Annotated in this window: 16 protein-coding genes; 8 read left to right on the forward strand and 8 right to left on the reverse strand. The window is 68.0% G+C overall.

Annotation, left to right across the window (positions count from 1 at the left end; all coding sequences use genetic code 11):
- Window positions 1-62: 62 nt before the first annotated feature.
- Window positions 63-773: a TetR family transcriptional regulator gene (locus WDM86_17650; GenBank protein MEI9991847.1), complete on the reverse strand. Its 711-nt coding sequence runs from the start codon at window positions 771-773 to the stop codon at window positions 63-65.
- 104 nt (window positions 774-877) lie between these two features.
- Between WDM86_17650 and WDM86_17655 the strand changes: the two genes are divergently transcribed.
- From WDM86_17655 to WDM86_17690, 8 genes are all read left to right on the forward strand, one after another.
- Window positions 878-2014, forward strand: coding sequence for an NAD(P)/FAD-dependent oxidoreductase (locus WDM86_17655; protein MEI9991848.1), 1137 nt, complete (start codon window positions 878-880; stop codon window positions 2012-2014).
- Window positions 2015-2090: 76 nt separating this feature from the next.
- Complete coding sequence (locus WDM86_17660; protein MEI9991849.1) at window positions 2091-3593, forward strand: NAD(P)/FAD-dependent oxidoreductase; 1503 nt, start codon at window positions 2091-2093, stop codon at window positions 3591-3593.
- A 155-nt stretch (window positions 3594-3748) separates the two neighbouring features.
- Window positions 3749-5542 (forward strand): patatin-like phospholipase family protein, encoded by a 1794-nt coding sequence (locus WDM86_17665; protein MEI9991850.1) that lies wholly within the window; start codon window positions 3749-3751, stop codon window positions 5540-5542.
- Between the two features lie 215 nt (window positions 5543-5757).
- Window positions 5758-6729, forward strand: coding sequence for an NAD-dependent epimerase/dehydratase family protein (locus WDM86_17670; protein MEI9991851.1), 972 nt, complete (start codon window positions 5758-5760; stop codon window positions 6727-6729).
- 147 nt (window positions 6730-6876) lie between these two features.
- Complete coding sequence (locus WDM86_17675) at window positions 6877-15408, forward strand: glucoamylase family protein (protein ID MEI9991852.1); 8532 nt, start codon at window positions 6877-6879, stop codon at window positions 15406-15408.
- Between the two features lie 211 nt (window positions 15409-15619).
- Window positions 15620-16777: a UDP-4-amino-4,6-dideoxy-N-acetyl-beta-L-altrosamine transaminase gene (gene pseC / locus WDM86_17680; GenBank protein MEI9991853.1), complete on the forward strand. Its 1158-nt coding sequence runs from the start codon at window positions 15620-15622 to the stop codon at window positions 16775-16777.
- 138 nt (window positions 16778-16915) lie between these two features.
- Window positions 16916-17569, forward strand: a complete 654-nt coding sequence (locus WDM86_17685; GenBank protein ID MEI9991854.1) for a YoaK family protein — start codon at window positions 16916-16918, stop codon at window positions 17567-17569.
- A 170-nt stretch (window positions 17570-17739) separates the two neighbouring features.
- Window positions 17740-18630, forward strand: a complete 891-nt coding sequence (locus WDM86_17690) for an AraC family transcriptional regulator (GenBank protein ID MEI9991855.1) — start codon at window positions 17740-17742, stop codon at window positions 18628-18630.
- Between the two features lie 150 nt (window positions 18631-18780).
- On the opposite strand, the gene WDM86_17695 is transcribed toward WDM86_17690, so the two are convergent.
- From WDM86_17695 to WDM86_17725, 7 genes are all read right to left on the reverse strand, one after another.
- Window positions 18781-20178, reverse strand: coding sequence for an NAD(P)(+) transhydrogenase (Re/Si-specific) subunit beta (locus WDM86_17695; protein ID MEI9991856.1), 1398 nt, complete (start codon window positions 20176-20178; stop codon window positions 18781-18783).
- Window positions 20175-20555, reverse strand: coding sequence for a hypothetical protein (locus WDM86_17700; GenBank protein ID MEI9991857.1), 381 nt, complete (start codon window positions 20553-20555; stop codon window positions 20175-20177). The genes WDM86_17695 and WDM86_17700 overlap by 4 nt, the downstream gene beginning before the upstream one ends.
- Window positions 20552-20839, reverse strand: coding sequence for a proton-translocating transhydrogenase family protein (locus WDM86_17705; GenBank protein ID MEI9991858.1), 288 nt, complete (start codon window positions 20837-20839; stop codon window positions 20552-20554). The genes WDM86_17700 and WDM86_17705 overlap by 4 nt, the downstream gene beginning before the upstream one ends.
- Window positions 20840-20859: 20 nt before the next feature.
- Window positions 20860-21990 carry a Re/Si-specific NAD(P)(+) transhydrogenase subunit alpha gene (locus WDM86_17710; protein MEI9991859.1) on the reverse strand — a complete coding sequence of 377 codons (1131 nt, stop codon included), beginning with the start codon at window positions 21988-21990 and terminating at the stop codon, window positions 20860-20862.
- Window positions 21991-22003: 13 nt separating this feature from the next.
- Window positions 22004-22165 carry an aa3-type cytochrome c oxidase subunit IV gene (locus WDM86_17715; protein ID MEI9991860.1) on the reverse strand — a complete coding sequence of 54 codons (162 nt, stop codon included), beginning with the start codon at window positions 22163-22165 and terminating at the stop codon, window positions 22004-22006.
- A 174-nt stretch (window positions 22166-22339) separates the two neighbouring features.
- Window positions 22340-23362 (reverse strand): alpha/beta hydrolase, encoded by a 1023-nt coding sequence (locus WDM86_17720; protein MEI9991861.1) that lies wholly within the window; start codon window positions 23360-23362, stop codon window positions 22340-22342.
- The gene (locus WDM86_17725) at window positions 23359-23823 is read right to left on the reverse strand and encodes a PaaI family thioesterase (GenBank protein MEI9991862.1); all 465 of its coding nucleotides are present in this window, start codon (window positions 23821-23823) and stop codon (window positions 23359-23361) included. Before WDM86_17725 ends, WDM86_17720 begins: the two co-directional genes overlap by 4 nt.
- Window positions 23824-23826: the final 3 nt, after the last annotated feature.

Raw genomic sequence — 23826 nt, forward strand, 5'->3', positions numbered from 1 at the left:
AACGCGGCGTCGAATATAGAACTTCCACGGCCAGAGCGGCCAGGGACAAGAGTTCGCGAAGATTAGAGCTTTCCCAATTCTGCGCAAGGCGGCCGGCGCCCGTAGCGGGACTCGATGCCGCGCAGGATGAGATCGACCCCGGCGAGAAAATCGACCCGGTCGTCGTGGACGCGCAATTGCCCGGCCAGGCTACGAGTGAACGGGTACACCTCCGGATCGAGCTGCGACCAGGCGGTCGCCACCGCGTCCAGGAAGTCGGACCGATCGAGGCCTCGCGTTCGGGCGAACTGCCGGTTGGCCGCGTTCTGCCCGCCGACGCCGAGGATGTAGCTCAGCAACGCCGACCCCGCTTCCCATTGTTCGTCGAACGGAACGCCGAGCGCGCGGATCTGCTGGCCGATGACTTCGAGGATGCGCACCATCGGCAACTGCCCCGGGGCGCGCGTGAGCGCCGAGCCGACCCAGGGATGCGCGTCGATCGCGTCGAACAGGCCCCGCGCGAGGGCGCGAACGGCCGCCTTGGGCGTCGCGCCGGCCACGCGCGTCTCCAGCGTGCGCGCGACCACGGCGTCGCAGGCGGCGATCAGCAGGTCGCTCTTGTTCTCGACATGCCAATAGATGGCGCCGGGTCCGGTGGCGAGCCGTTCGGACAAGGTCCGAAACGTCAGGCCGTCTTCTCCGCTGCTGTCGAGCAGCGCGATCGCCGCGTCGATGATGCGATCGCGCGAGAGCGATTCTTCGCGTCGCTGCGTGCCGTGCGCTTTCCTGACCATGCCGCAGCTTGACACAAATGGAATGCCGTTCCAAGGTCATGGAATGACGTTCCATTACCGCTGCCGAATTCCCGACGGCGGCCCGCAACCGCGAAGAGATCGGCATGAACACTCCAATCACGATCATCGGTGCCGGACTCGGCGGCCTGACGCTGGCCCGCGTCCTCCACGTCCACGGCATCGCGGCGATCATCTATGAAGCGGAAGCCTCGGCGGATGCGCGCGCGCAGGGCGGCAATCTCGACATCCACACATATAACGGGCAGCTCGCGCTCAAGGCGGCGGGGCTCTACGAGAAGTTTCTCGGGATCATCCAGGCCGGCGCCGAGGCGCAGCGGATACTCGACAAGGACGGCAACGTCCTGCTCGACGAGCCCGACAAGGGCAATGGCGGCCGGCCCGAAGTCCCCCGGGGTGCGCTTCGCCGGATCCTGCTCGATTCCCTTCCCGCCGACACGATCCGCTGGGGACACAAACTCACCGCGGTGTCGCCGCTCGGCGGCGGCCGGCATGGGCTGAGCTTCGCCGACGGCGCGATGGCGACGGCCGACCTCCTCGTCGGCGCGGACGGCGCCTGGTCGAAAGTGCGGCCCCTTCTGTCCGAGGCGAAACCGACCTATGCCGGCCTCTCGTTCATCGAGACCTATCTGTTCGACGGCGACACCCGCCACAAGCCAAGCGCCGAAGCGGTTGGCGACGGCGCGATGCTGGCGATCGCGCCGGGCAAAGGCATCTTCGCGCACCGCGAGACCGATGGAACGCTGCATACCTATGTGGCGCTGAAGAAGCCGGAGGACTGGATGGCCGGCATCGATTTCTCCGATCCGGCGGCGGCCGTGGCCCGCATCGCGGCGCAGTTCGACGGCTGGGCGCCGGCCCTGACCGCGCTCATCGCCGACGGGGAGACCGACCCCGTGCCACGCCCCATCCATACGCTCCCGATCGAGCACCGATGGGATCGCGCCCCCGGGGTGACGCTGCTCGGCGACGCGGCGCATCTGATGTCGCCGTTCGCCGGCGAGGGGGCCAACCTCGCGATGTATGACGGCGCCGAACTCGCGCGGGCCATCGCCGCCCGTCCGGGCGACATCGATGCCGCGCTCGCCGCCTATGAAACGGACCTCTTTCCCCGCAGCGCGTCCGCCGCCGCGGAAGCGGACCGCAACCTCGCGCTGTTCTTCGACGACACCGCGCCTCAGGGCGTGGTCGACATTTTCATGAACGCCCAGCCCGCCGCGTGAGTGCGATCACGCGACTGACAACTTGTCATTTCTGGCCCGGTGTGGCATGAGCGGTCCAACGCAGGGTGGGAAAGCCATGGCTCTCGAGCATTTCGACGTCATCATCGTGGGCGCCGGGCTTTCGGGCATCGGCGCCGGCTATCACCTGCAGGCGAATTGCCCGGGCAAAAGCTACGCCATCCTGGAAGGGCGCGACGCCATCGGCGGCACCTGGGATTTGTTCCGCTATCCGGGCATCCGCTCGGACTCCGACATGTACACGCTGGGCTATGCCTTCAAACCGTGGGTGCAGGCCAAGGCGATCGCCGACGGCCCGTCGATCCGCGCTTACGTGCGCGAGACCGCGGCCGAGAACGGCATCGACAAGCACATCCGCTTCAACACCCAGGTGACGCGCGCCGACTGGTCGAGCGCGGAGGCGCGCTGGACGGTGGAGGCCGAGGTCGGGGCGGCGAAACAGATCGCGCGCTTCACCTGCAATTTCCTCTTCATGTGCAGCGGCTATTACGACTATGCCGGCGGCTACGATCCGCAGTTCGCCGGGCGCGCCGACTTCGCCGGCGCGATCGTGCATCCGCAGTTCTGGCCCGAGGATCTCGACTACGCCGACAAGAAGGTCGTGGTGATCGGCAGCGGCGCCACCGCCGTCACGCTGGTGCCGGAGATGGCGAAGACGGCCGCGCACGTCACCATGCTGCAGCGCTCGCCGACCTATGTCGTGTCGCGCCCGGCGGAAGACGCGACGGCGAACTGGCTGCGCGCCAGGCTGCCGCCGATGCTCGCCTATGGCATCACGCGCTGGCGCAACGTGCTGCTCGGCATGTTCTTCTTCAACATGGCGCGCAAGAAGCCGGAGAAGGTCAAGGCCGGCCTGATCGACATGGTGCGCAAGGAACTCGGGCCGGACTACGATGTCGGCAAGCATTTCACGCCGCGCTACAATCCGTGGGACCAGCGGCTCTGCCTGGTGCCCGACAGCGACCTGTTCCGCGCGATCAAGGACGGCAAGGCCGAGGTCGTCACCGACCATATCGAGCGCTTCACGCCGGGCGGCATCCTTCTGAAATCCGGCAAACAGATCGAAGCCGACATCATCGTCACCGCGACGGGCCTGAAGCTCAATCTGCTGGGCGGCATGCAGGTCGGCGTCGACGGCGCGCCGAAGGCGATGGCCAAGACGATGAGCTACAAGGGCATGATGTATTCCGACGTGCCCAACCTCGCCGCCGCGTTCGGCTACACCAACGCGTCCTGGACGCTGAAATGCGACCTGACCTGCGGCTATGTCTGCCGCATGATCAACTACATGGACCGCAAGGGCTATGAGATCGCCACGCCGGTGAGCGATCCGGCGGTCGAGGAATTGCCGTGGCTCGATTTCTCGTCGGGCTATGTGCAGCGGGCCCGCGACGTGTTGCCCAAGCAGGGCGCCAGGAAGCCGTGGCGGCTCTATCAGAACTACGCGCTCGACATGCTGACGCTGCGCTTCGGCGCGGTGGACGACGGCACGATGCAGTTCTCTAAAGCGCATCCGGTTGCGCGCAAGCTCGCCGCGCCCGAACGCATCGCCGCCGAGTAACCGCCGCCACACGTTGACAAGACACAGGGCTTGTCCGACGCTGCCGTCTCGTCGCGGCGGCACAGGCATGCCCCATCTTCGCCGCGGCCCTGTCGCGTAAGGCGGCGTCTCCTCGCCAGCACCAGTCTCTCCAGCAGCCAAAGCGGAGGTGCGCCATGGCGGATCCGGTCGTTCCCAATTCCGATCCCAAGATCGATTTTCCCAAGCCCGACCAGCCGGTCGGCCACTACTTCCCGCTGCAGACGCCGCCGCCCGATCCGGGCACGTTCGAGATCGGCCTGGTGCTGGGCGGCACGGTGTCGGCGGCGGCCTATACCGCCGGCGTGGTGGATTTCCTCATCCAGGCGCTCGATGCCTGGACGCTCGCGAAGAACGCGGGCGGCGCGCCGACGCATAACGTCATCATCCGGATCTTCGCCGGCACGTCGGGCGGCGCGCTGACCTCGGTGCTGCTGGCGCGCATCCTGTGCTCCGGCTTTCCGCATGTCGACGCGACGACGCCCGCCGCGACGCGCGCGCTGAACCCGCTTTACGATTGCTGGGTCAACCAGGTCGACATCACCGACATGCTGGCGACCACCGATCTTACCGGCAAGACGGTGCCGTCGCTGCTGTGCGCCGACAAGCTCGACGCGGTGGGCGACAGAATCGCGGACTACACGCCGATCCCGCTCGGCCCGGCGAGCAACACGCCTGCGGTGCGTGACTATGTCGAGCAGAAGCTGCCGATCGTGCTGACGCTGACCAATCTGCGCGGCGTGCCCTATTCGGCGGATTTCCGCGGCACCAGCGGGCGGGCGGAATACTATTCCAACTATGCCGACCATGTCCGCCTGAAGGCCGACATCACCGGCAAGAACCCGCCGACGGCGGCGGACCTCGCGCCCTACGAGATCGGCATCGCCGACGCGCCGGCCGCCGGCTGCCAGGGCTGGGCGACCGCGATCCATGCCGCGCGCGGCAGCTCCGCCTTCCCGGTCGGCCTGCCGCCGCAGCGGATCGAGCGCGATCCGCGGCATTACCGCTACCGCTATGCCGTGCTCGACGATATCGACCCCACCGCGCCGCCGAGCGTCGAATGGCTGCGGCCGTCCTGGCCCTTCATGATCCCGGTCGGCGACGGACCGGCCACGCCTTACGCGTTCCTGACGGTCGATGGCGGCTGCTTCAACAACGAGCCGACCGAATTCGCCCGCCAATGGCTGGCCGGCGTGACGGCCCACAACGAACGCGACGGCACCAAGGCCCACCGCGCCGTGCTCCTGGTCGATCCCTTCGCCGCCGTGCCGGGCGTCGGCGCGATGACCGATAACGGGCTGCTCGACACCGCGCTCTCCACCGTCGGCGCCTTCACCAAGGGCACCCGCTTCGAGACCGCCGATCTCGACCTCTATACCGCGGAGGACCTCTATAGCCGCTTCCTCGTCAATCCCGTCCGCAAGGCGACGCTGCCCGGCGACAGCGCGCCGACCGTCTTGACCGGCGGCGCCGCCATCGCGACCAATCCCTTGGGCGCCTTTGGTGGCTTCCTGTCGTCGCATTTCCGCGAGCACGATTTCCTTCTGGGCCGGCGCAACTGCCAGGAATTCCTGCGCACCGAATTCGTCCTGCCGGAGACGAATTCGCTGTTCGACGCCCCGCGCTGGACGCCCGGCCAGCGCGACGACTACCGCGAGGACGGCTGCCTGCCGATCGTTCCGCTGATCGGCGCGCTCAAGACCGAGATCCCGCAGCCGCCCTGGCCGAAGGGTGCGTTCCAGCCGGAATCGATCCGCGGCGCCATCAAGGCGCGATTGTCGAAACTGGCCGATGTGGCGATGAAATCGTCGCTCGGCGCCTTGTCGGGTCCGGTTGCGTGGGTGCTAGGGCCAGTGATCTCGACGATCACCGACAAGGCGGTCGACGCGATCAAGAGCGCGCTGAGCGCCAAGGGAGTCGATCTGCTTTAGGGGCGTGAGCCGGGCGTTCGCTGAATTCAAAATAAAGGTGTCATCCGCCGCGAATGCGGCGGACCCAGGTGAAGTCTGCACCGCCGCAGCAGATTTCACCTGGGTGGCCCGCATTCGCGGGCCATGACACCGGGAGTATGAACTTTTGACCCGGCATATTTCGTCCCACCCCCCAGCCCTTTCGCCACCGTGATAAAGCGCGGTATGAAAGCCGCATGACCGTGCTCGTCACCGGCGCCGCCGGCTTCGTCGGATTCCATGTCGCCGCCGCCCTGCTGGCGCGGGGCGAGCACGTTGTCGGCATCGACAACCTCAACGACTATTACGAGGTCTCGCTCAAGGAGGCGCGGCTGGCGCGGCTGACGCCGCACGCCAATTTCCATTTCGAGAAGCTCGACATCTCCGACCGCGACGCCATCCTCGCGCTCGGCGAGCGCCACGGCGACATCGACCGCGTCGTGCATCTCGCGGCCCAGGCCGGCGTGCGCTATTCGCTGATCGATCCCTATACCTACATCCAGTCCAACGTCATGGGCCAGGTGGTGATGCTGGAGATGGCGCGGCGGCTGAAATCGCCGCGCCACTTCGTCTATGCGAGCTCGTCCTCGGTCTATGGCGCCAACACCGAGATGCCGTTCTCGGTCGAGCAGCGGGTCGACCGGCCCAACTCGCTCTATGCCGCGACCAAGCGCGCCGACGAGCTGATCGCGCATACCTATGCGCATCTCTACCGCCTGCCCTCCACGGGCCTGCGCTTCTTCACGGTCTACGGCCCCTGGGGCCGGCCCGACATGTCGCCGATGATCTTCGCGCGCGCCATCCTGGCCGGCGAGCCGATCCACGTCTTCAACGACGGCGAGATGTGGCGCGACTTCACTTATATAGACGACATCGTGGACGGCGTGCTGCGCGCGCTCGACCGGCCGGCGGCCGGCGCGCCGCCGCACGCGGTCTACAATCTGGGCAATCACCGGTCGGAGAAGCTGCTCGACTATATCGCCGCGCTCGAACACGCGATCGGGCGCAAGGCCGACAAGCGCCTGGAGCCGATGCAGCCGGGCGACGTGCCCAGGACCTATGCCGATATCGACGCGACGCGGCGCGACCTCGGCTATGAGCCGACGACGCCGATCTCGGTCGGCATTCCCAAATTCGTCGCCTGGTATCGCGACCATTATCGCGTCTGAGGCGTTCTGGATGTAGTCGCCGCTCGCCCGAGTTCCGGGAACTCGCGCGCGCCTGGCGCGTTTCTTCTCCGACAGCACCGCATTCGACCGTACGTTGGGCCTTTGCCGCCGGCGGGCATCGCTGTGCGTGGGTAAGGGCGACGCGTCATGAACTATTCGGAGATCGGCCGCCGCGCGTCCTGGCGCCAGGTGCTGGAGCCGAACGAAGGTCCGATCCGATCCGAACTCTTCAGCATCGAACGGCTGGAGCAGCACGCGGCCAGCCTGGCGGTGGCGCAGCGCGTCTCGCCCGATGTCGAGCGCGGCCGCCCGCTCGCCACAAGGCTGGAGGAGAATGCGCGGCTGATCGCCGACGCCTATCGCGCCATCGTGCTCGCGACCCGGGCACGCCGCTCGGTGCCGCCGGCGGCCGAATGGCTGCTCGACAATTACCACATCGTCGACGAGCAGATCCGCGAGATCAAGGACGACCTGCCGCCCGGCTATTACCGCCGGCTGCCCAAGCTGATCGAAGGCCATCTGCAGGGCTATCCGCGGGTGTTCGGCATCGCCTGGGCGGTGATCGCCCATACCGACAGCGCGCTCGACGTCGCCAAGCTGACGCGCTTCGTGGAGGCCTATCAGCGCGTCCAGCCGCTCACCATCGGCGAATTATGGGCCATCGCGATCACGCTGCGCATCACGCTGGTGGAGAATCTGCGCCGCGTCGCCGAAGGCATCATCACCCGGCTGACCGCCAGCGCCGAAGCCGACGCGCTGGCCGAACGCATCCTCGGCGAGGAGGCGAGCGAGCCGATCGGCGACCTGCTCGCCGAGCTGGCGCGCCGGCCGTGGTCGATCCCGTTCGCCGTCGAGCTGGCGCAGCGCCTGCGCGACCGCGATCCCGACGTGACGCCCGCCCTGCGCTGGCTGAACGAGCGCCTCGCCCAGGAAGGCACCAATGCCGACGACATCGTGCGCCAGGAGGTGCAGCGCCAGAGCACGATGAACGTCACGGTGCGCAACGTCATCACCTCGATGCGGCTGATCTCGTCGGCCAACTGGCCGGAATTCTTCGAGAGCGTCAGCCTGGTCGACGCGGCGCTGCGCGAGAAGACCAATTTCGCGGCGATGGATTTTCCCACCCGCGACCTCTATCGCCGCGCCATCGAGACGCTGGCGCACGAGGCCGGGCGCGACGAGGTCGAGGTCGCCGAGCGCGCCGCCGACGCCGCCGGCCGCGCCTGCAAGGGCGTGACCGCGGCCGAGCGGGCGACGCGGCGCGAATGCGACGCGGGCTATTATCTCATCGCGGAGGGCCGCCGCGCCTTCGAGCGCGAGCTGGGCTGCGCCATCCATCCCAAGACCGCCCTCTATCGCCGCATCGCGCGGGCCGGCGTCGCCAGCTATGTCGCGATGGTGGGACTGTTCACGCTGCTGATCGTCGCGGTCGGCCTGGTCGCGGCGATCGATTTCGGCCTGCCGCCGCTGGCGATTGCCGCGCTGGCGATCACCGCGCTGGTGCCGGCCTCCGACCTCGCCATCGCCATCGTCAACCGCGTCATCACCCACCAGGTCGGCGCCATGCAGCTTCCCGGCCTGGAATTGCTCGGCGGCGTGCCCGACGACATGAAGACGCTGATCGCGGTGCCGACGCTTCTGACCTCCGAGGCCGACATCACCGAGCAGGTCGATCGGCTGGAGGTGCATTACCTCTCCAATCCCGACGCCAACTTCACCTTCGCGCTTTTGTCGGACTGGAGGGACGCGCCGGCCGAGCACATGGACGGCGACGAGGCGCTGCTCGCCAAGGCCGCCGCCGCGATCGCCGCGATCAATGCGCGCCATCCGCGCCAGGCGGACGGCGCGCGCTTCCTGCTGCTGCATCGCCGGCGGGTGTGGACCGAGGGCGAGGGCAAATGGCTCGGCTGGGAGCGCAAGCGCGGCAAGCTGCATGAGCTCAACCGCCTTTTGCGCGGCGCGACGGACACGACCTTCGTTGCCGTCGAGGGCCACATGCCGAGCGCGCCCGACGGCATCCGCTATGTCATCACGCTGGACGCCGACACGCGGCTTCCGATCGGCGCGGCGCGGCGGCTGGTCGGCAAGATCGCCCATCCGCTGATCCGCCCACGCTTCGATCCCAAGGCCGGGCGCGTGGTGCGCGGCCACGGCATCCTGCAGCCGCGCGTGACGCCGTCGCTGCCGCTCGGCGACGGCGGCTCGCTGTTCCAGCGCGTGTTCTCCGGCCCCAACGGGCTGGACCCCTATGCCATCGTCGTCTCCGACGTCTACCAGGACCTCTATGAAGAGGGCTCCTATTTCGGCAAGGGCATCTACGACATCGACGCGTTCGAGGCGGCGCTGGAGCAGCGCTTCCCGGTCTCCACCGTGCTCAGTCACGACCTGGTGGAAGGCATTTTCGCGCGCGCGGGCCTCGCCTCCGACATCGAGGTGGTCGAGGAATTCCCCTCCCGCTACGACGTCGCCGCGTCGCGCCAGCACCGCTGGGTGCGCGGCGACTGGCAGCTTCTGCCGTGGATCTTCGGCCGCGGCCCGCGCCATTCCAAGCGCCGCACCGCCGTGCCGGCGACCGGCCGCTGGAAGCTGATCGACAATCTGCGCCGCTCGCTCTCCGCGCCCTCGACCCTGCTCACGCTCTTGATCGGCTGGCTGACCACCGCGCAAGTCGCCTTCGCCTGGACCGTCTTCGTCCTCGCGCTGCTCGCCCTGCCGACCCTGATCCCGGCGCTGTCGGGACTTCTGCCGCGCCGGGTCGGCGTCTCGCTGCGCAGCCATTGGCGCGGCGTGGCGCGCGATGTCGAGCTCGGCGTCATCCAGAGCGCGTTCCTGCTCACCTTCCTGGCGCACCAGGCCTGGCTGATGGTCGACGCCATCGGCCGCACCGTCTGGCGGCTCTTCGTGCGGCGCAAGCGCCTGCTCGAATGGGTGACGACGGCGCAGACCAGCGGCGAGAACGGCTTCGACGGCCGCCGATTGGCGGTCCAGGTCGGCGCCAGCGCCGTCTCCATCGCCATCGCCGGCGCGGCGATCGCGTTCGTCGGCCACGACACCTGGCCGGTGGCGGCGCCGTTCGGCGTGCTGTGGCTGTTCTCGCCGTTCATCGCGCGCTGGGCCAGCACGCCGCCGCCCGACGACAGCGATCTGCATGTCGCCGAGGAGGATGCGCGCATCCTGCGCCTGGCCGGACGGCGCACCTGGCGCTTCTTCGAGACCTATGTGACGCGGGACGAGAATTTCCTGCCGCCCGACAATTTCCAGGAAGACCCCGAGCCGGTCGTCGCCCATCGCACCTCGCCGACCAATATCGGGCTTTATCTTCTCGCGGTGATCTCGGCGCGCGACTTCGGCTGGATCGGCACCAGCGAGGCGGTGGAACGGCTGGAGGCGAGCTTCGCCACGCTCGACCGGCTGGAGCGCCAGCGCGGCCACTTCTTCAACTGGTACGACACCCAGAGCCTGAAGGCGCTGGAGCCGCGCTATATCTCCTCGGTCGACAGCGGCAATCTCGCCGGCCATCTGATCGCGCTCGCCCATGCCTTGCGCGAATTCGCGGCAGCGCCGCTCAGCCCCGCCTGGCGCGACGGCATCGCCGACGCCGCCGACCTGGTGCGCGAAACCGCCGGCGGCGACGGACGCAAGGCGGCGCCCGCGCAATTGACGGCGCTGCTCGACGAGTTGCGCGAAACCTTGAAGACCGCGACCGGCGGCGCGGCGGATCAGCTCACCGCGCTGGAGATCAAATGCGAGAAGATCCGTTCCTTCGGCGAACAGATCGGGCCGGACGCCGCCCATTGGGCCGACGCCCTTCTCGCCGCCGTGCATTCGCACAAGCGCGACGCGCAGCTTCTGGTCGCGGCGGACGAGGACGATCCGGCGGCGCTCGCCGCCGCCAGGCTCGCCCAGCGCCTGGAAAAGCTCGCGGAGCGCGCGATGGCGATGTTCGACGCGATGGAATTCGGCTTTTTGTTCGACCCGAGCCGGCAGCTTTTCTCCATCGGCTATCGCGTCGGCGACACCAGCCTGGACGCGAATTTCTACGACATGCTGGCCTCGGAGGCGCGGCTCGCCAGCTTCATCGCCATCGCCAAGGGCGACGTGCCGGCGCGCCACTGGTTCCGCCTCGGCCGCACGCTGACGCCGCTGCCCGGCGGCTCGGCGCTGATCTCCTGGTCGGGCTCGATGTTCGAATATCTGATGCCGTCGCTCGTGATGCGGGCGCCGGCCGGCAGCCTGTTGGCGGAGACCAACCGGCTCGTGGTGCGCCGCCAGCGCGCCTATGGCGATGGGCTGGGCGTGCCCTGGGGCATTTCGGAATCGGCCTTCAGCGCCCGCGACATCGAGCGCACCTATCAATATTCGAGCTTCGGCGTGCCCGATCTCGGCTACAAGCGCGGCCTCGCCGAGAACATCGTCATCGCGCCCTATGCCACCGCGCTGGCCGCGATGGTCGATCCCGACAATGCCGCGCGCAATCTGGTGCGGCTCGCCGACGAGGGCGGACGCGGCGCCTATGGCTGGTACGAGGCGCTGGACTACACGCCGTCGCGCCTGCCCGAGGGCGCCAAGGTGGCGATCGTGCGCTGCTACATGGCGCATCACCAGGCGATGAGCCTGATCGCCATCGGCAACGCGCTGCATGGCGGGCGGATGCGCGAGCGCTTCCACGCCGAGCCCATGGTGCAGGCCGCCGAGCTCCTCCTGCAGGAGCGCATGCCGCGCGACGTGGTGGTGGCGCGGCCACCGCCGGCCCAGGTCGCCGAGACCATCGAGATCGGCACCGTGCTGCCCGACCTGCGGCGGCTCTACACCTCGGCCTATAGCCGGCTGCCGCGCACCCATCTTCTGTCCAACGGCGATTTCACCGTGATGCTGTCGGTCGCCGGCTCCGGCTATACGCGCTGGCGCGACATCGCGGTGACGCGCTGGCGCGAGGACCCGACCTGCGACGACTGGGGCAGCTATTGCTTCCTGCGCGACGTCGAAAGCGGCGAAGTGTGGTCGGCCGCCTATCAGCCGGCGGTCGCCGACCCGGCGCAATACACCGCGACCTTCACCGAGGACCGCGCCGAGATCGTGCGGCGCGACGGCACGATCACCACCCAGCTCGAACTGATCGTCTCGCCCGAGGACGACGCCGAGGTGCGCCGCATTTGCGTCACCAATCACGGCACGCGGGCGCGGGAGATCGAGCTGACCTCCTATGCCGAGCTGTCGCTCGCCAGGCCGGCCGACGACATGGCCCATCCCGCCTTCGCCAAGCTGTTCGTGCAGACCGAATTCCTGGCCCATCCCGGCGCGATCCTCGCCACGCGGCGCCGCCGCTCCGACGCCGATCCGCAGATCTGGGCGGCGCATCTGGCCGTGGTCGAGGGACATCATTCGGGCGAGGTGCAGTTCGAGACCGACCGCGCCCGCTTCCTCGGCCGCGGCCAGACGATCCGCAATCCGGCCGCCATCGCCGAGGGCTGGCCGCTGTCGAACACGGTGGGGCCGGTGCTCGATCCGATCTTCTCGCTGCGGCGGCGCGTGACCGTGCCGCGCGGCGGCACGGTGCGGGTCGCGTTCTGGACCGTGGTGGCGCCGACGCGCGAGGAGGTTGTCGAACTCGCGGAGAAATACGCCGACGAGGGCGCCTTCGACCGCGCGCGCACATTGGCCTGGACCCAGGCGCAGGTGCAGCTCCAGCATCTGGGCATCCGCGCCGCCGACGCGCATATCTATCAGCGCCTCGCCAACCATGTTCTTTATTCCGACTCGACGCTCAGGCCGCCGCCCGAGTTCATCAAGCGCGCGGTGCGCAAGGCCTCGACGCTGTGGGCCTGCGGCGTGTCGGGCGACCTGCCGATCGTGCTGGTGCGCGTGGCGGAGGACGACGACCTGCCGCTGGTGCGCCAGCTTCTGCGGGCGCACGAATATTGGCGGGCCAAGCAGCTCGCCGTCGACCTGGTGATCCTCAACGAGCGCGCCGCGTCCTATGTCCAGGACTTCCAGGGCGCGATCGACGCCCTGGTGCGCATGAACAAGACCATGCCGCACATCTCGCGCGCCGACGTGAAAGGCAGCGTGATCACCCTGCGCACCGATCTGATCGCGGGCGAGGCGGCCGAGCTGTTGCAGGCATCGGCGCGCGCGGTGCTGCGCGGCCAGCACGGCTCGCTGGTCGACCAGATCAACGCGGCGCGCGAGCGCCGCTCGGTCGGCGCCCCGCCGCCGCGCCGGGACTTCGCGCCCGGCACGGCGGAGGCGCAGCTGCCGCCGCCGCCGATGGAGTTCTTCAACGGGCTCGGCGGCTTCGCCGAGAACGGCAAGGAATTCGTCACCATCATGGAAGGCGGCGAGCGCACGCCGATGCCGTGGAGCAACATCGTCGCCAACCGCGATTTCGGCTTCCTCGCCTCCGCCAGCGGCGGCGGCTTCACCTGGAGCGTCAACAGCCAGCAGAACCAGATCACGCCGTGGTCGAACGATCCGGTCGGCGACGCGCCGGGCGAGAGCCTCTATATCCGCGACGACGACACCGGCCAGCTCTGGACGCCGGTCTCCACCCCGATCCGCGAGCGCAACGCGCGCTATACCGCGCGCCACGGCCAGGGCTACAGCCGGTTCGAGCACAATGCGCACGGCATCGGCGCCGAGCTGACGCTCTTCGTGCCGCCGGACGACTCGATCAAGATCGCGCGGCTGAAGCTGACCAATTTGTCGGGGCGCGAGCGCCGGCTGTCGGTCACCGCCTTCGTCGATTGGGTGCTGGGCGCCTCGCAGCGCCAGGGCCGCACCGTCATCGTCACCGAGATCGACAGCACCACCGGCGCGATGTTCGCGCAGAACCGCTGGAACAACGATGCCGGCGAGCGCGTCGCCTTCCTCGACCTCGCCGGCAAGCAGAGCGGCTGGACCGGCGACCGCACCGAGTTCATCGGGCGCGACGGCGGGCGCGACCGGCCGCTCGGCCTGGTGCATGGCACCAGGCTCTCCAACCGCTGCGGCGCCGGCTTCGATCCCTGCGGCGCGATGCAGACGCGCGTCAGGCTGAGCCCCGTCGGCACGACCGAAGTCGTGGTGTTCCTGGGCGAGACCGCGACCCGTGCCGAGGCGCAGGCCCTGCTCGAAAAATACCGCGCCGCCGATCTCGACGCGGTGTTCGGCGCCGCGACCGGGCAATGGGACGCCGTGCTCGGCACGCTGCAGGTCAAGACGCCCGACCGCGCGCTTGACATATTGATGAACCGCTGGCTGCTCTATCAGACGCTGGGCTGCCGCATGTGGGCGCGCACCGGCTTCTACCAGGCGAGCGGCGCCTACGGCTTCCGCGACCAGCTCCAGGATTCGATGGCGCTGTGCGTGACGCGGCCCGACATCGCGCGCGAGCATTTGTTGCGCGCCGCGGCGCGGCAATTCCCCGAAGGCGACGTGCAGCATTGGTGGCTGGCCGAGAGCGGCCGCGGCATCCGCTCGCGCATCAGCGACGACCGGGTCTGGCTCGCCCATGTCGCCGCGCATTACGTGAACACCACCGGCGATTTCGGCGTGCTCGACGAACAGGTGCCGTTCCTGGACGCGCCGCTGCTGCGGCCGCAGGATCACGACAGCTTCTCCCAGCCCAACGTCACCGAGCGCACCGCCAGCCTGTTCGAGCACGTCGTGCTCGGGCTCGACGGCGCGCTGGCGACCGGCGTGCACGGCCTGCCGCTGATGGGCACCGGCGACTGGAACGACGGCATGGACAATGTCGGCGCCGGCGGCAAGGGCGAGAGCGTGTGGCTCGGCTGGTTCCTCTATGGCGCGCTGGGCGATTTTGCGAAGATCGCCGAGCGGCGCGACTCCGCCGAGGCGGCCGAAGCGGCGCGGCGCTGGCGCGCCCATGCCGGCCAGATCAAGGATGCGCTGGAAGCCCAGGCCTGGGACGGCGACTGGTACCGCCGCGCCTATTTCGACGACGGCACGCCCTTGGGCTCGGTCTCCAGCGCCGATTGCCGCATCGATTCCATCGCGCAATCCTGGGGCGTGATCAGCGGCGCCGCCGAGCCGACGCGCGCGGCGCGCGCCATGGCGGCGGTCGACAAATATCTCGTGCAGCGCGACCAGAAGCTGTCGCTTCTGTTCACGCCGCCCTTCGACAGGCCGGCGCACGATCCGGGCTACATCAAGGGCTATCCGCCGGGCATCCGCGAGAATGGCGGGCAGTACACCCATGGCGCGGTGTGGGCGGCGCAGGCCTATGCCATGCTGGGCAATGGCGACCGGGCGCATGAGCTGATCGCGATGCTCAATCCGATCAACCATTCCGACAATCCGGCGGCGATGCACCGCTACAAGGTCGAGCCCTATGTCGTGGCGGCCGACGTCTATTCGATGCCGCCGCATGTCGGGCGCGGCGGCTGGACCTGGTACACCGGATCGGCGGCGTGGTTCTATCGCACCGCGCTGGAACGGCTGCTCGGCTTCCGCAAGGAGGGCGAGAGCGTGGTGCTCGATCCCTGCATCCCGCGCGGCTGGCCGAGTTTCGAGATCGTCTACCGCCACGGCACCGCGACCTATACGATCGCGGTGGAGAACCCGCTGGGCGTGTGCCGCGGCGTGCTTTCGCTGAAGCTCGACGGGGAGATCCTCGCCGGCAACCGCATCCCGCTCGCCGACGACGGCAAGACGCATGCGGTGCAGCTCGTGTTGGGATGAAATAAAGACTGTCATGGCCCGCGAGTTGATAGCGACAGCGTATCAACGGGCCACCCAGGCGACACCCGTTCCAGCAGTGCGGGTTTCACCTGGGTCCGCCGTTCGTACGCTGTCGCTACGAACTGCGGCGGATGACACCGAGTGGTTTCTTATGCTTTACGACTCCTTAATTCCCGCTTGAGAACATCCGGCGCCGCAAAGAGCGCCACGCATGCACATTCCCTACGGACGCCAGTCGATCGACGAGGCCGATATCGCGGCGGTCGTGCGCGTCCTCAAATCCGATTTCCTGACCCAGGGCTCCGCCGTTCCGGCCTTTGAGCAGGCGCTGGCCAAGGCGGTCGGCGCGCGCCACGGCGTCGCGGTGCAGAACGCGACCTGCGCGCTGCACATCGCCTGCCTGGCGCTCGGCGTCGGGCCGGGCGATCTGGTGTGGACCAGCCCCAATTCCTTCGTTGCCTCGGCCAATTGCGCGCGCTATTGCGGCGCCGAGGTCGATTTCGTCGACATCGATCCGGTCAGCTTCAACATGAGCGTGAAGCTCCTCGCGGAGAAATTCGCGGCGGCGAAAAAGACCGGCCGCCTGCCCAAGGTCATCATCCCGGTGCACTTCGCCGGCCAGAGCTGCGACATGGCGGAGATCCGCGCCATCGCGCACGAATACGGCGCCAAGGTGATCGAGGACGCCGCGCACGCGGTGGGCGGGACCTATCGCAACGGACGCATCGGCGGCTGCGAATATGCCGACATCGCGGTCTTCAGCTTCCATCCGGTCAAGATCATCACCACCGGCGAAGGCGGCATGGCGATGACCAATGACGACGCGCTGGCGCAAAGGATGGCGGACTTGCGCAGCCACGGTATCACGCGCGATCCGGCGCGGCTGACGCGCTCCGACGAAGGCGCCTGGTATTACGAGCAGCACGCGCTCGGCTTCAATTATCGCATGACCGAGATGCAGGCGGCGCTCGGCCTGTCGCAGCTTTCGCATCTGGACGCGTGGATCGCGCGGCGCAACGCCATCGCGCGGGCCTATGACGGAGCGCTCGCCGGCCTTCCACTGATCCTGCCGAAAGTCGCGCCGGGGCGCGGTTCGGCGTGGCATCTCTATGTCGTGCAGCTTGCCGAGGGTGCCAAGCTTTCGCGGCGCGAATTCTTCGACGCGATGCGCGCCCGGGGCATCGGCGTCAACGTGCACTACATTCCGATCCCTTGGCAGCCGGACTTCCAGCGCCTGGGCTTCGAACGCGGCCAGTTCCCCGCCGCCGAACGCTATTACGAACGCGCGGTTTCACTGCCGATGTATGCCGGGCTGACGGACACGCAGTTCGATACGGTGGTCGGCACGGTTCGCGAATTGCTGGGCTGAAGGCACGGTCGCGAAAGACAGATCCCGGACCAGCCGGCCGCATCGCGCGTCGGGTTCGACAGACATTCGTGCAAAAAACGCGATGGTCCTCGCAAGGACGCACAAGGCGGCGCCGTCCGCTTCTGCCAGGAACACGGCATGGACCTTCAGGCACAACGGGCGGCCCGCCGCCAGGAGCTGACGGCGATGGCGCTGGCCGCGGTCGCCGGCTACATGGACGCCTACGGCATCGTGCGCTACGGCACCTATCTTTCCTTCATGAGCGGAAACACGACGCAGGTCGGCTATCACACCGGCCTCGGCCAATTCGCCGTCGTGCCGCTGCTGGGCACCGGCATCGTGGGATTTCTGTTCGGCTCCTTCGCCGGCAATCTGTACCCCTTGACGCGGCGCGCGACGCTGGGCGCGATCGCGCTGGCGCTGGCGTTCATCTTCGGCCTCGCCGTCACCGGCCATTCCATCACGATCCTGTCGGTCGCGCTGCTCAGCATCGCGATGGGCGCGATGAACACCGCGTTGCCGAGCGTCGGCAGGCAGGCCGTCAACCTCACCTTCGTCACCGGCACGCTGAACCGGCTGGGCACGCATCTCGCCCTGGCGGCAAGGCGCGCGCCGCTGCCCGACAGCGAGGGCGCGTGGGACACCCATCTGCGGCGGGCGCTGTGGCTGGCCGGCATATGGGGCGGCTTCTTCCTGGGCGCGGCGCTGTCCGGCGCGATGACCGCGCAGGCCGGGCCCTGGGCCCTGCTGGTGCCGGTCGGCGCGCTTGCGGTCCTGGCCGTGCTCGGCTGAATCCGGGATCGCCACGGCGTGCGAATGTCTCGCATTCGTATACCTAAGCATGAGCGACAGCCCAGGCTCTTTCCAATAATTTTGGCCCGTCGGGATCGCCCATAGCGAACCCGGCACGGCACGATCGAGCCGCGAACGCCCGCGGCGCGAGCAATTGGAGGAGAGCGACGATGTGCGAGGCAATGGCCCTTCCCGGCGAGGCTTATTCGTTCGGCGGCGAGCTGCTCAAGAAGCAATCCGTCGATTGGACCGGCGGCGAGGCGCTGGTGTTCGATCGGCGCGGGCATGGCGAGCGCACCGATTTCCGCCAGCGGCTGAACCGGCACGCCATCGCCTTGCACGCGGCGGGCGCCAACACGCGGATGTCGGTGCGGCGCGACGGCGGCGCCCAGCAGACGACCGGCGGCTCGCTGGGCCAGGTGATGCTGCTGCCCGCCCATCACGCGATCGAAGGCTGGTCGGACTTCCCGGAGAATTTCCGCCATGTCGTCGTGCTGATCGAAACCGCGATGCTCGACGAGATGATCGACGACGAGAAGCCGCGCGGCCGCGTCGCGCTCTGCTATCGCCACGACCTCGGCGACGGCGCGATCGCCGGCCGCCTGCACGAATTGCAGGCCGAGCTCGACCATCCGGGCCTGATGGGGCGGCTCTATGTCGAGAGCCTGTGCTGCGAGATCGCGGTCAGGACCGCGCGGGCCCAGGCCGGCGCGCCGCCGGCCGCCGTCGCGCGCGGCGGGCTGACGCCCAAGCGCCTGCGCCTGGTCAAGGACTATATCGAGGCGAATCTGGTGAACGAGATCACGCTGTCCGATCTGGCGGGCATCGCCGGCGTCAGCTACGCGCATTTCTGCCGGGCGTTCCACGCCTCGATGGGCATGGCCTCGCATCAATACATCCTGCGCCGGCGCATCGAGCTGGCCAAGGACCTGCTGGCGACGAGCAAGCTGCCGATCGCCGAGATCGCGCCGACTGTCGGCTTCGGCGACCAGAGCCACCTGACGAAGCACTTCCGCCGCATCGTCGGCACGACGCCGCGGCAGTTCCGCAACGCGGCGTAGGGGCCAAATGTCGTCATTGCCCGGCTTGTCCGGGCAATCCATTTTTTCCTGGGGACAAAAATGGATCGCCCGCATGAAGCGGGCGATGACGGGTTTGGATGATTCAATGCAAGCCGAATGCGCGCCGTTCCAGAACGTCCCCCCGCCGGATCACCCCAGCGCCTTGACGATCTCTTCGGTCATCTTCTTGGCGTCGCCGAACAGCATCATCGTGTTGTCGCGGAAGAACAGCTCGTTCTCCACCCCGGCATAGCCCGAACCCATACCGCGCTTGACGAACAACACCGTCTTGGCCTTTTCCACGTCCAGGATCGGCATGCCGTAGATCGGCGATTTGGGATCGGTCTTGGCCGCCGGATTGGTCACGTCGTTGGCGCCGATGACATAGGCCACGTCGGTGTTGGCGAACTGGCTGTTGATGTCCTCGAGCTCGAACACCTCGTCGTAAGGAACATTGGCTTCCGCCAGCAGCACGTTCATGTGCCCCGGCATGCGCCCCGCCACCGGATGGATGGCGTAGGAGACCTTGACGCCTTCCTTCTTCAGGATGTCGGCCATCTCGCGCACCGCGTGCTGCGCCTGCGCCACCGCCATGCCGTAGCCCGGCACGATGATCACGCTGCCGGCGTTCTTCATGATGAAGGCGGCGTCGTCGGCCGAGCCCTGTTTCACCGGCCGGGTCTCGACATGCCCGGCGGCGCCGGCGGCTTCGCCGCCGAAGCCGCCCAGGATCACCGAGATGAAGCTGCGGTTCATCCCCTTGCACATGATGTAGGACAGGATCGCGCCCGACGAGCCGACGAGGGCGCCGGTGATGATCAGCGCGGTGTTCTCCAGCGTGAAGCCCATCGCCGCCGCCGCCCAGCCGGAATAGGAATTGAGCATCGAGACCACGACCGGCATGTCGGCGCCGCCGATCGGGATGATGAGCGTGATGCCGAACACGAAGCTCAGGACCGCGATCGCCCAGAACGCCCAGACCGGCTGCTGCATCACCAGCACGACGATCAGCGCCACGATGCCGAGCGCGATCAGGATGTTGATCAGGTGCCGCCCGGGCAAAAGGATCGAGGCGCCCGACATGTTGCCGTTCAGCTTGGCGAAGGCGATCAGCGACCCGGCGAAGGTGATGGCGCCGATGGCGACGCCGAGGCTCATCTCGATCAGGCTCTGGGTGCGGATCGCGCCTTCGCCGCCGATGCCGAAGGTCTCGGGCGAATAGAACGCGGCCGCGGCCACCAGAACCGCGGCGAGGCCGACGAGGGAATGGAACGCCGCGACGAGCTGCGGCATCGCCGTCATCGCGATGCGCCGCGCGATCACCGCCCCGATGCCGCCGCCGATCGCGACGCCGGCGACGATCAGGCCCCAGGTCAGCCCGTCCACGACCTCGCTGACCCACAGCGTGGTGGCGACGGCGATCGCCATGCCGATCATGCCGTTGCGGTTGCCCGCGCGGCTCGAGGCGGGCGAAGACAGTCCCTTCAGCGCCAGGATGAACAGCACGCCCGCGATCAGATAGGCGATGGCGGCAAGATCGGCTTTCATCGGACCATCCTCGCCATGATGTGGCGCGTCAGAATGACGGCGCCCGCCAGCGCATAGAGCGCGAGCGCGGCCAGATTCATCGTCGTCAGGACGCGGTCATGCGTCCTGGTCAGATCCTGTAGAGCGAAAAAGATGCCAATCCAGACATTCGAAAATGTCCCGGGCGGACGTGCCAGAACGCGATCGAGCGTGACGGCGCTGAACGCGAAGACCAGCCCCGACATCGCCATCGTCAGCCAATCGTCGATCTCGAGCCCGTATATCACGACCGGGCTGGAGCCGGGCTTCACGAAGAAGATGACCGCGAAGAGCAGAGTCAGCAGCGCCGCCAAGGCGATCTGCACCAGCAACTCGGACTGTGTCCTGCTCAGCTTCATTTCTCTTTCTTCTTGTACATCGCGAGCATGCGCGCGGTGACGAGGAAGCCGCCGAAGATATTGACGCTGGCCAGGATCAGGGCGCCGAACCCGAGGCCTTTCGATATCCATGAGCCGGAATTGAGCACCGGCACCGCGACCGCGATCAGTGCGCCGACCACGATCACCGAGGAGATCGCGTTGGTCACCGCCATCAGCGGCGTGTGCAGCGCCGGCGTCACGCCCCACACCACGAAATAGCCGACGAAGATCGCCAGCACGAAGATCGTCAGCCTAAAGACGATGGGATCGACCAGTTCCATGGCTAGCCCTTCAAGCTCGGATGCACGACCGCGCCGCCGCGCGTCAGGCCGGCGCCCTTGACGATCTCGTCGTCCCAGTTCAGCGCCAGCGCGCCGGTCTTCTTGTCCACGATCAGCGAGACGAAGTTGAACAGGTTGCGCGCGTAAAGCGACGACGCATCCACCGCCAGCCGCCCCGGCAGATTGGTGTAGCCCATGATCGTGACGCCATGGATCTCATAGACTTCGTTGGCCTTGGTCAGGGGCGTGTTGCCGCCCTGCTCCGCCGCCAGGTCGACGATCACCGAGCCGGGCTTCATCGTCTTGATCATGTCCTCGGTCACCAGCACCGGCGCCTTGCGGCCCGGGATCAGCGCGGTGGTGATCACGATGTCCTGCTTCTTGATGGTCTCGGCGATCAGCGCGGCCTGCTTGACCTGGTATTCGGGCGACATCGGCTTGGCGTAGCCGGTGGCCGTCTGCGCGTTCTTGAATTCCTCGTCTATCACGGCGACGAAGGTCGCACCCAGCGACTGCACCTGTTCCTGGGTCGCCGGCCGCACATCGGTCGCCGACACGATGGCGCCGAGCCGGCGCGCCGTCGCGATGGCCTGCAGGCCCGCGACGCCGACGCCCATCACCAGCACCCGCGCCGGCGCGATGGTGCCCGCCGCCGTCATCATCATCGGCATCGCCCGGCCGAAGGTCGCCGCCGCGTCGATCACCGCCTTGTAGCCGGCCAGATTGGCCTGGGACGACAGCACATCCATCGACTGCGCGCGGGAAATGCGCGGCAGCAATTCCATCGCGAAGGCGTCGACGCCCTGCGCCGCCAGCTTTGCCGGCGTGTCCTTATCCGTATACGGAGCAAGAAGCGCGGCCAGCACCGCGCCCTTCTTGATCAGGGCGATCTCGCTTGCATCGGGCGCCCGCACGGACAGGACGATATCGGCGCCCGCAAGCACCGCCGCCGCGTCCGCCGCGATGCTCGCGCCCGCCGCCTGGAAATCGGCGTCCGACACCCGCGCCGCGGCGCCGGCGCCCGCCTCCACCGCCACGTCCAGGCCGAGGCCCTTGAACTTCTTGACCGTGTCGGGCGAGGCCGCGACGCGCGTCTCGCCGTCGCGACGTTCCTTGAGGACGGCGAGTTTCATCGTGTTGCCGGCGTCAGCCGTGGGTCCGGAACAGGGCCAGGAACACCATGATGGCCACGACGCCGATGACCGACCATTTCACGAACACCGTGAAGCCGGCCCAGGTCTTGACCTGGGAGGTGATGTCCATCGAACCGGGTGTGTAATCGCCGTGAGAATCGCCGTGCGCGGCCATGCGGTACCCCATCAGCGCAACGTTCGTTGCGCGCCAATCAAAGCTTTCGAACCGGCGGGACTATAGCAATTGCGCCTTGAGGGGCAACCCGCGCGGTGCGGTCGCCTTCGACGATTTTTGGACGGTTCGCTCGCCGAATCGTCCCCGGCCGTCGCGGACGGTTCGGCGCCGTCGTCAAACGGTCTTGCGCGTCGCGGTGGAGTGCTCCCAGTCGGCCAGAAGGGCCCGGAGCGCCGCCACCAGCGCCAGCGGCTGGTCGAGCATGATGTGGTGCTGCGCCTGGGGGATCTCGACCACCGGCGCCTGGCGGCCGAGCAGGTTGAACATGTATTCCCCGATCGAGGGCGGCAGCAGCACGGAATGCTCGCCGCGGAACACCGCGATGCGGCAGCGCGTCGCCTTCAGCCGCTCGGCCATGTCGCCGATGGAGAAGCGCTGCCAGATCGCCGGGTCGAATTTCCAGGTGAAGCCGGTGCCGCCGCCCGGCGCCGGCACCTCCTTCAGCGAGTGCCGCGCCACATGGTCGACGAGGTAGAGGTTCTCGCAGATTTGCGGCGGCATCAGGCGGAACCGCGCCATCGCTGTCGCCAGCGTGGGATAGATATTGTGCGGCCGCGCCGGGCGGTCGGGCGGCCCGCCGGGCCGGTCCGGCGGATTGACCGGCGAATCGACGATCACCACGCCGGCCAGCCGCTCGCCATAGAGCCCGCCGGTCAGCATGGTGACGAAGCCGCCGAAACTGTGCGCGACGATCACCGGCGGCTCGTCCAGCTTGAACATGCCGGCGTCCTCGCAGACCGCGATCTGCTCGCGCGCGAACACCTCCATGGCATAGCCGCCCGGGCGCCAGTCGCTGTCGCCCATGCCGGAAAGGTCCATGGCGGCGACGTTGTAGTCGCGGGCGAGGAAGGGGGCGATGAAGTCCCACCAATGGGCATGCGCCGCGTTGCCGTGCACCAGCAAAAGGCCGGGCCGGTGGGCATCGCCCCAGCGCGAATAGTGGATCCGGGCGCCGGCCACTTCGATGAAGCGGCTTTCCGGCGTCACCGCCACCGCCTCCGCGAACCATTTGGGCGCCGGCGGCGGCGCGCCGTCGAAGCCGGCGAGCGGCCCCTGCGTCGCCGAAACGGAGAACATCCGCTGTTCGGCCTCGGCCGTCAGGCCGGGCAAGGGCGGCAGGCTGGGCGTATCGCTCATGGCTTATGCCCTGAAGATTGGGGCTCCGCGCGCGGGCCCATCACCTTGAACACGCCGGTGCCGGTCATGATGGTGCGCGGTCCGCTCCAGATGCGGCCCTTGACGGTATAGAAGCCGTCCTCGTCGCCGACCAATTCGCTCGTCCCCTCGACCCACTCGCCGAGTTTCGCGGCGGCGACGAAATCGGTCGTCATCCGCGCCGTCACCCAGTAATGCGAGCGGCTGTTGGAGATGGAATGGCCCCACACCATGTCGGCGAAGGCCATCAGCATGCCGCCATGGCAATTGCCCATGCCGTTGACGTGGTGCTCGCCGACCTGGAAGGCGCGGACGAAGCCGCCGTCCGGCGTGGCTTTCTCGTAGAACGGCCCGACCTGGCGGCCGAAGCCGCGCGACCAGTTCATCGGCGCGAAGCCGGCCGGGATCTGGGTGGTCTCGGATTCGAAGAGGTCGTCGCTCATATC

Source organism: Rhizomicrobium sp. (assembly GCA_037200045.1).
Classification (GTDB): Bacteria; Pseudomonadota; Alphaproteobacteria; order Micropepsales; family Micropepsaceae; genus Rhizomicrobium.

Coding starts and splice junctions, on each gene's coding strand:
- WDM86_17650 (MEI9991847.1), bottom strand. CDS start 773: ATGGTCAGGAAAGCGCACGGCACGCAGCGACGCGAAGAATCGCTCTCG.
- WDM86_17655 (MEI9991848.1), top strand. CDS start 878: ATGAACACTCCAATCACGATCATCGGTGCCGGACTCGGCGGCCTGACG.
- WDM86_17660 (MEI9991849.1), top strand. CDS start 2,091: ATGGCTCTCGAGCATTTCGACGTCATCATCGTGGGCGCCGGGCTTTCG.
- WDM86_17665 (MEI9991850.1), top strand. CDS start 3,749: ATGGCGGATCCGGTCGTTCCCAATTCCGATCCCAAGATCGATTTTCCC.
- WDM86_17670 (MEI9991851.1), top strand. CDS start 5,758: ATGACCGTGCTCGTCACCGGCGCCGCCGGCTTCGTCGGATTCCATGTC.
- WDM86_17675 (MEI9991852.1), top strand. CDS start 6,877: ATGAACTATTCGGAGATCGGCCGCCGCGCGTCCTGGCGCCAGGTGCTG.
- pseC (MEI9991853.1), top strand. CDS start 15,620: ATGCACATTCCCTACGGACGCCAGTCGATCGACGAGGCCGATATCGCG.
- WDM86_17685 (MEI9991854.1), top strand. CDS start 16,916: ATGGACCTTCAGGCACAACGGGCGGCCCGCCGCCAGGAGCTGACGGCG.
- WDM86_17690 (MEI9991855.1), top strand. CDS start 17,740: ATGTGCGAGGCAATGGCCCTTCCCGGCGAGGCTTATTCGTTCGGCGGC.
- WDM86_17695 (MEI9991856.1), bottom strand. CDS start 20,178: ATGAAAGCCGATCTTGCCGCCATCGCCTATCTGATCGCGGGCGTGCTG.
- WDM86_17700 (MEI9991857.1), bottom strand. CDS start 20,555: ATGAAGCTGAGCAGGACACAGTCCGAGTTGCTGGTGCAGATCGCCTTG.
- WDM86_17710 (MEI9991859.1), bottom strand. CDS start 21,990: ATGAAACTCGCCGTCCTCAAGGAACGTCGCGACGGCGAGACGCGCGTC.
- WDM86_17715 (MEI9991860.1), bottom strand. CDS start 22,165: ATGGCCGCGCACGGCGATTCTCACGGCGATTACACACCCGGTTCGATG.
- WDM86_17720 (MEI9991861.1), bottom strand. CDS start 23,362: ATGAGCGATACGCCCAGCCTGCCGCCCTTGCCCGGCCTGACGGCCGAG.
- WDM86_17725 (MEI9991862.1), bottom strand. CDS start 23,823: ATGAGCGACGACCTCTTCGAATCCGAGACCACCCAGATCCCGGCCGGC.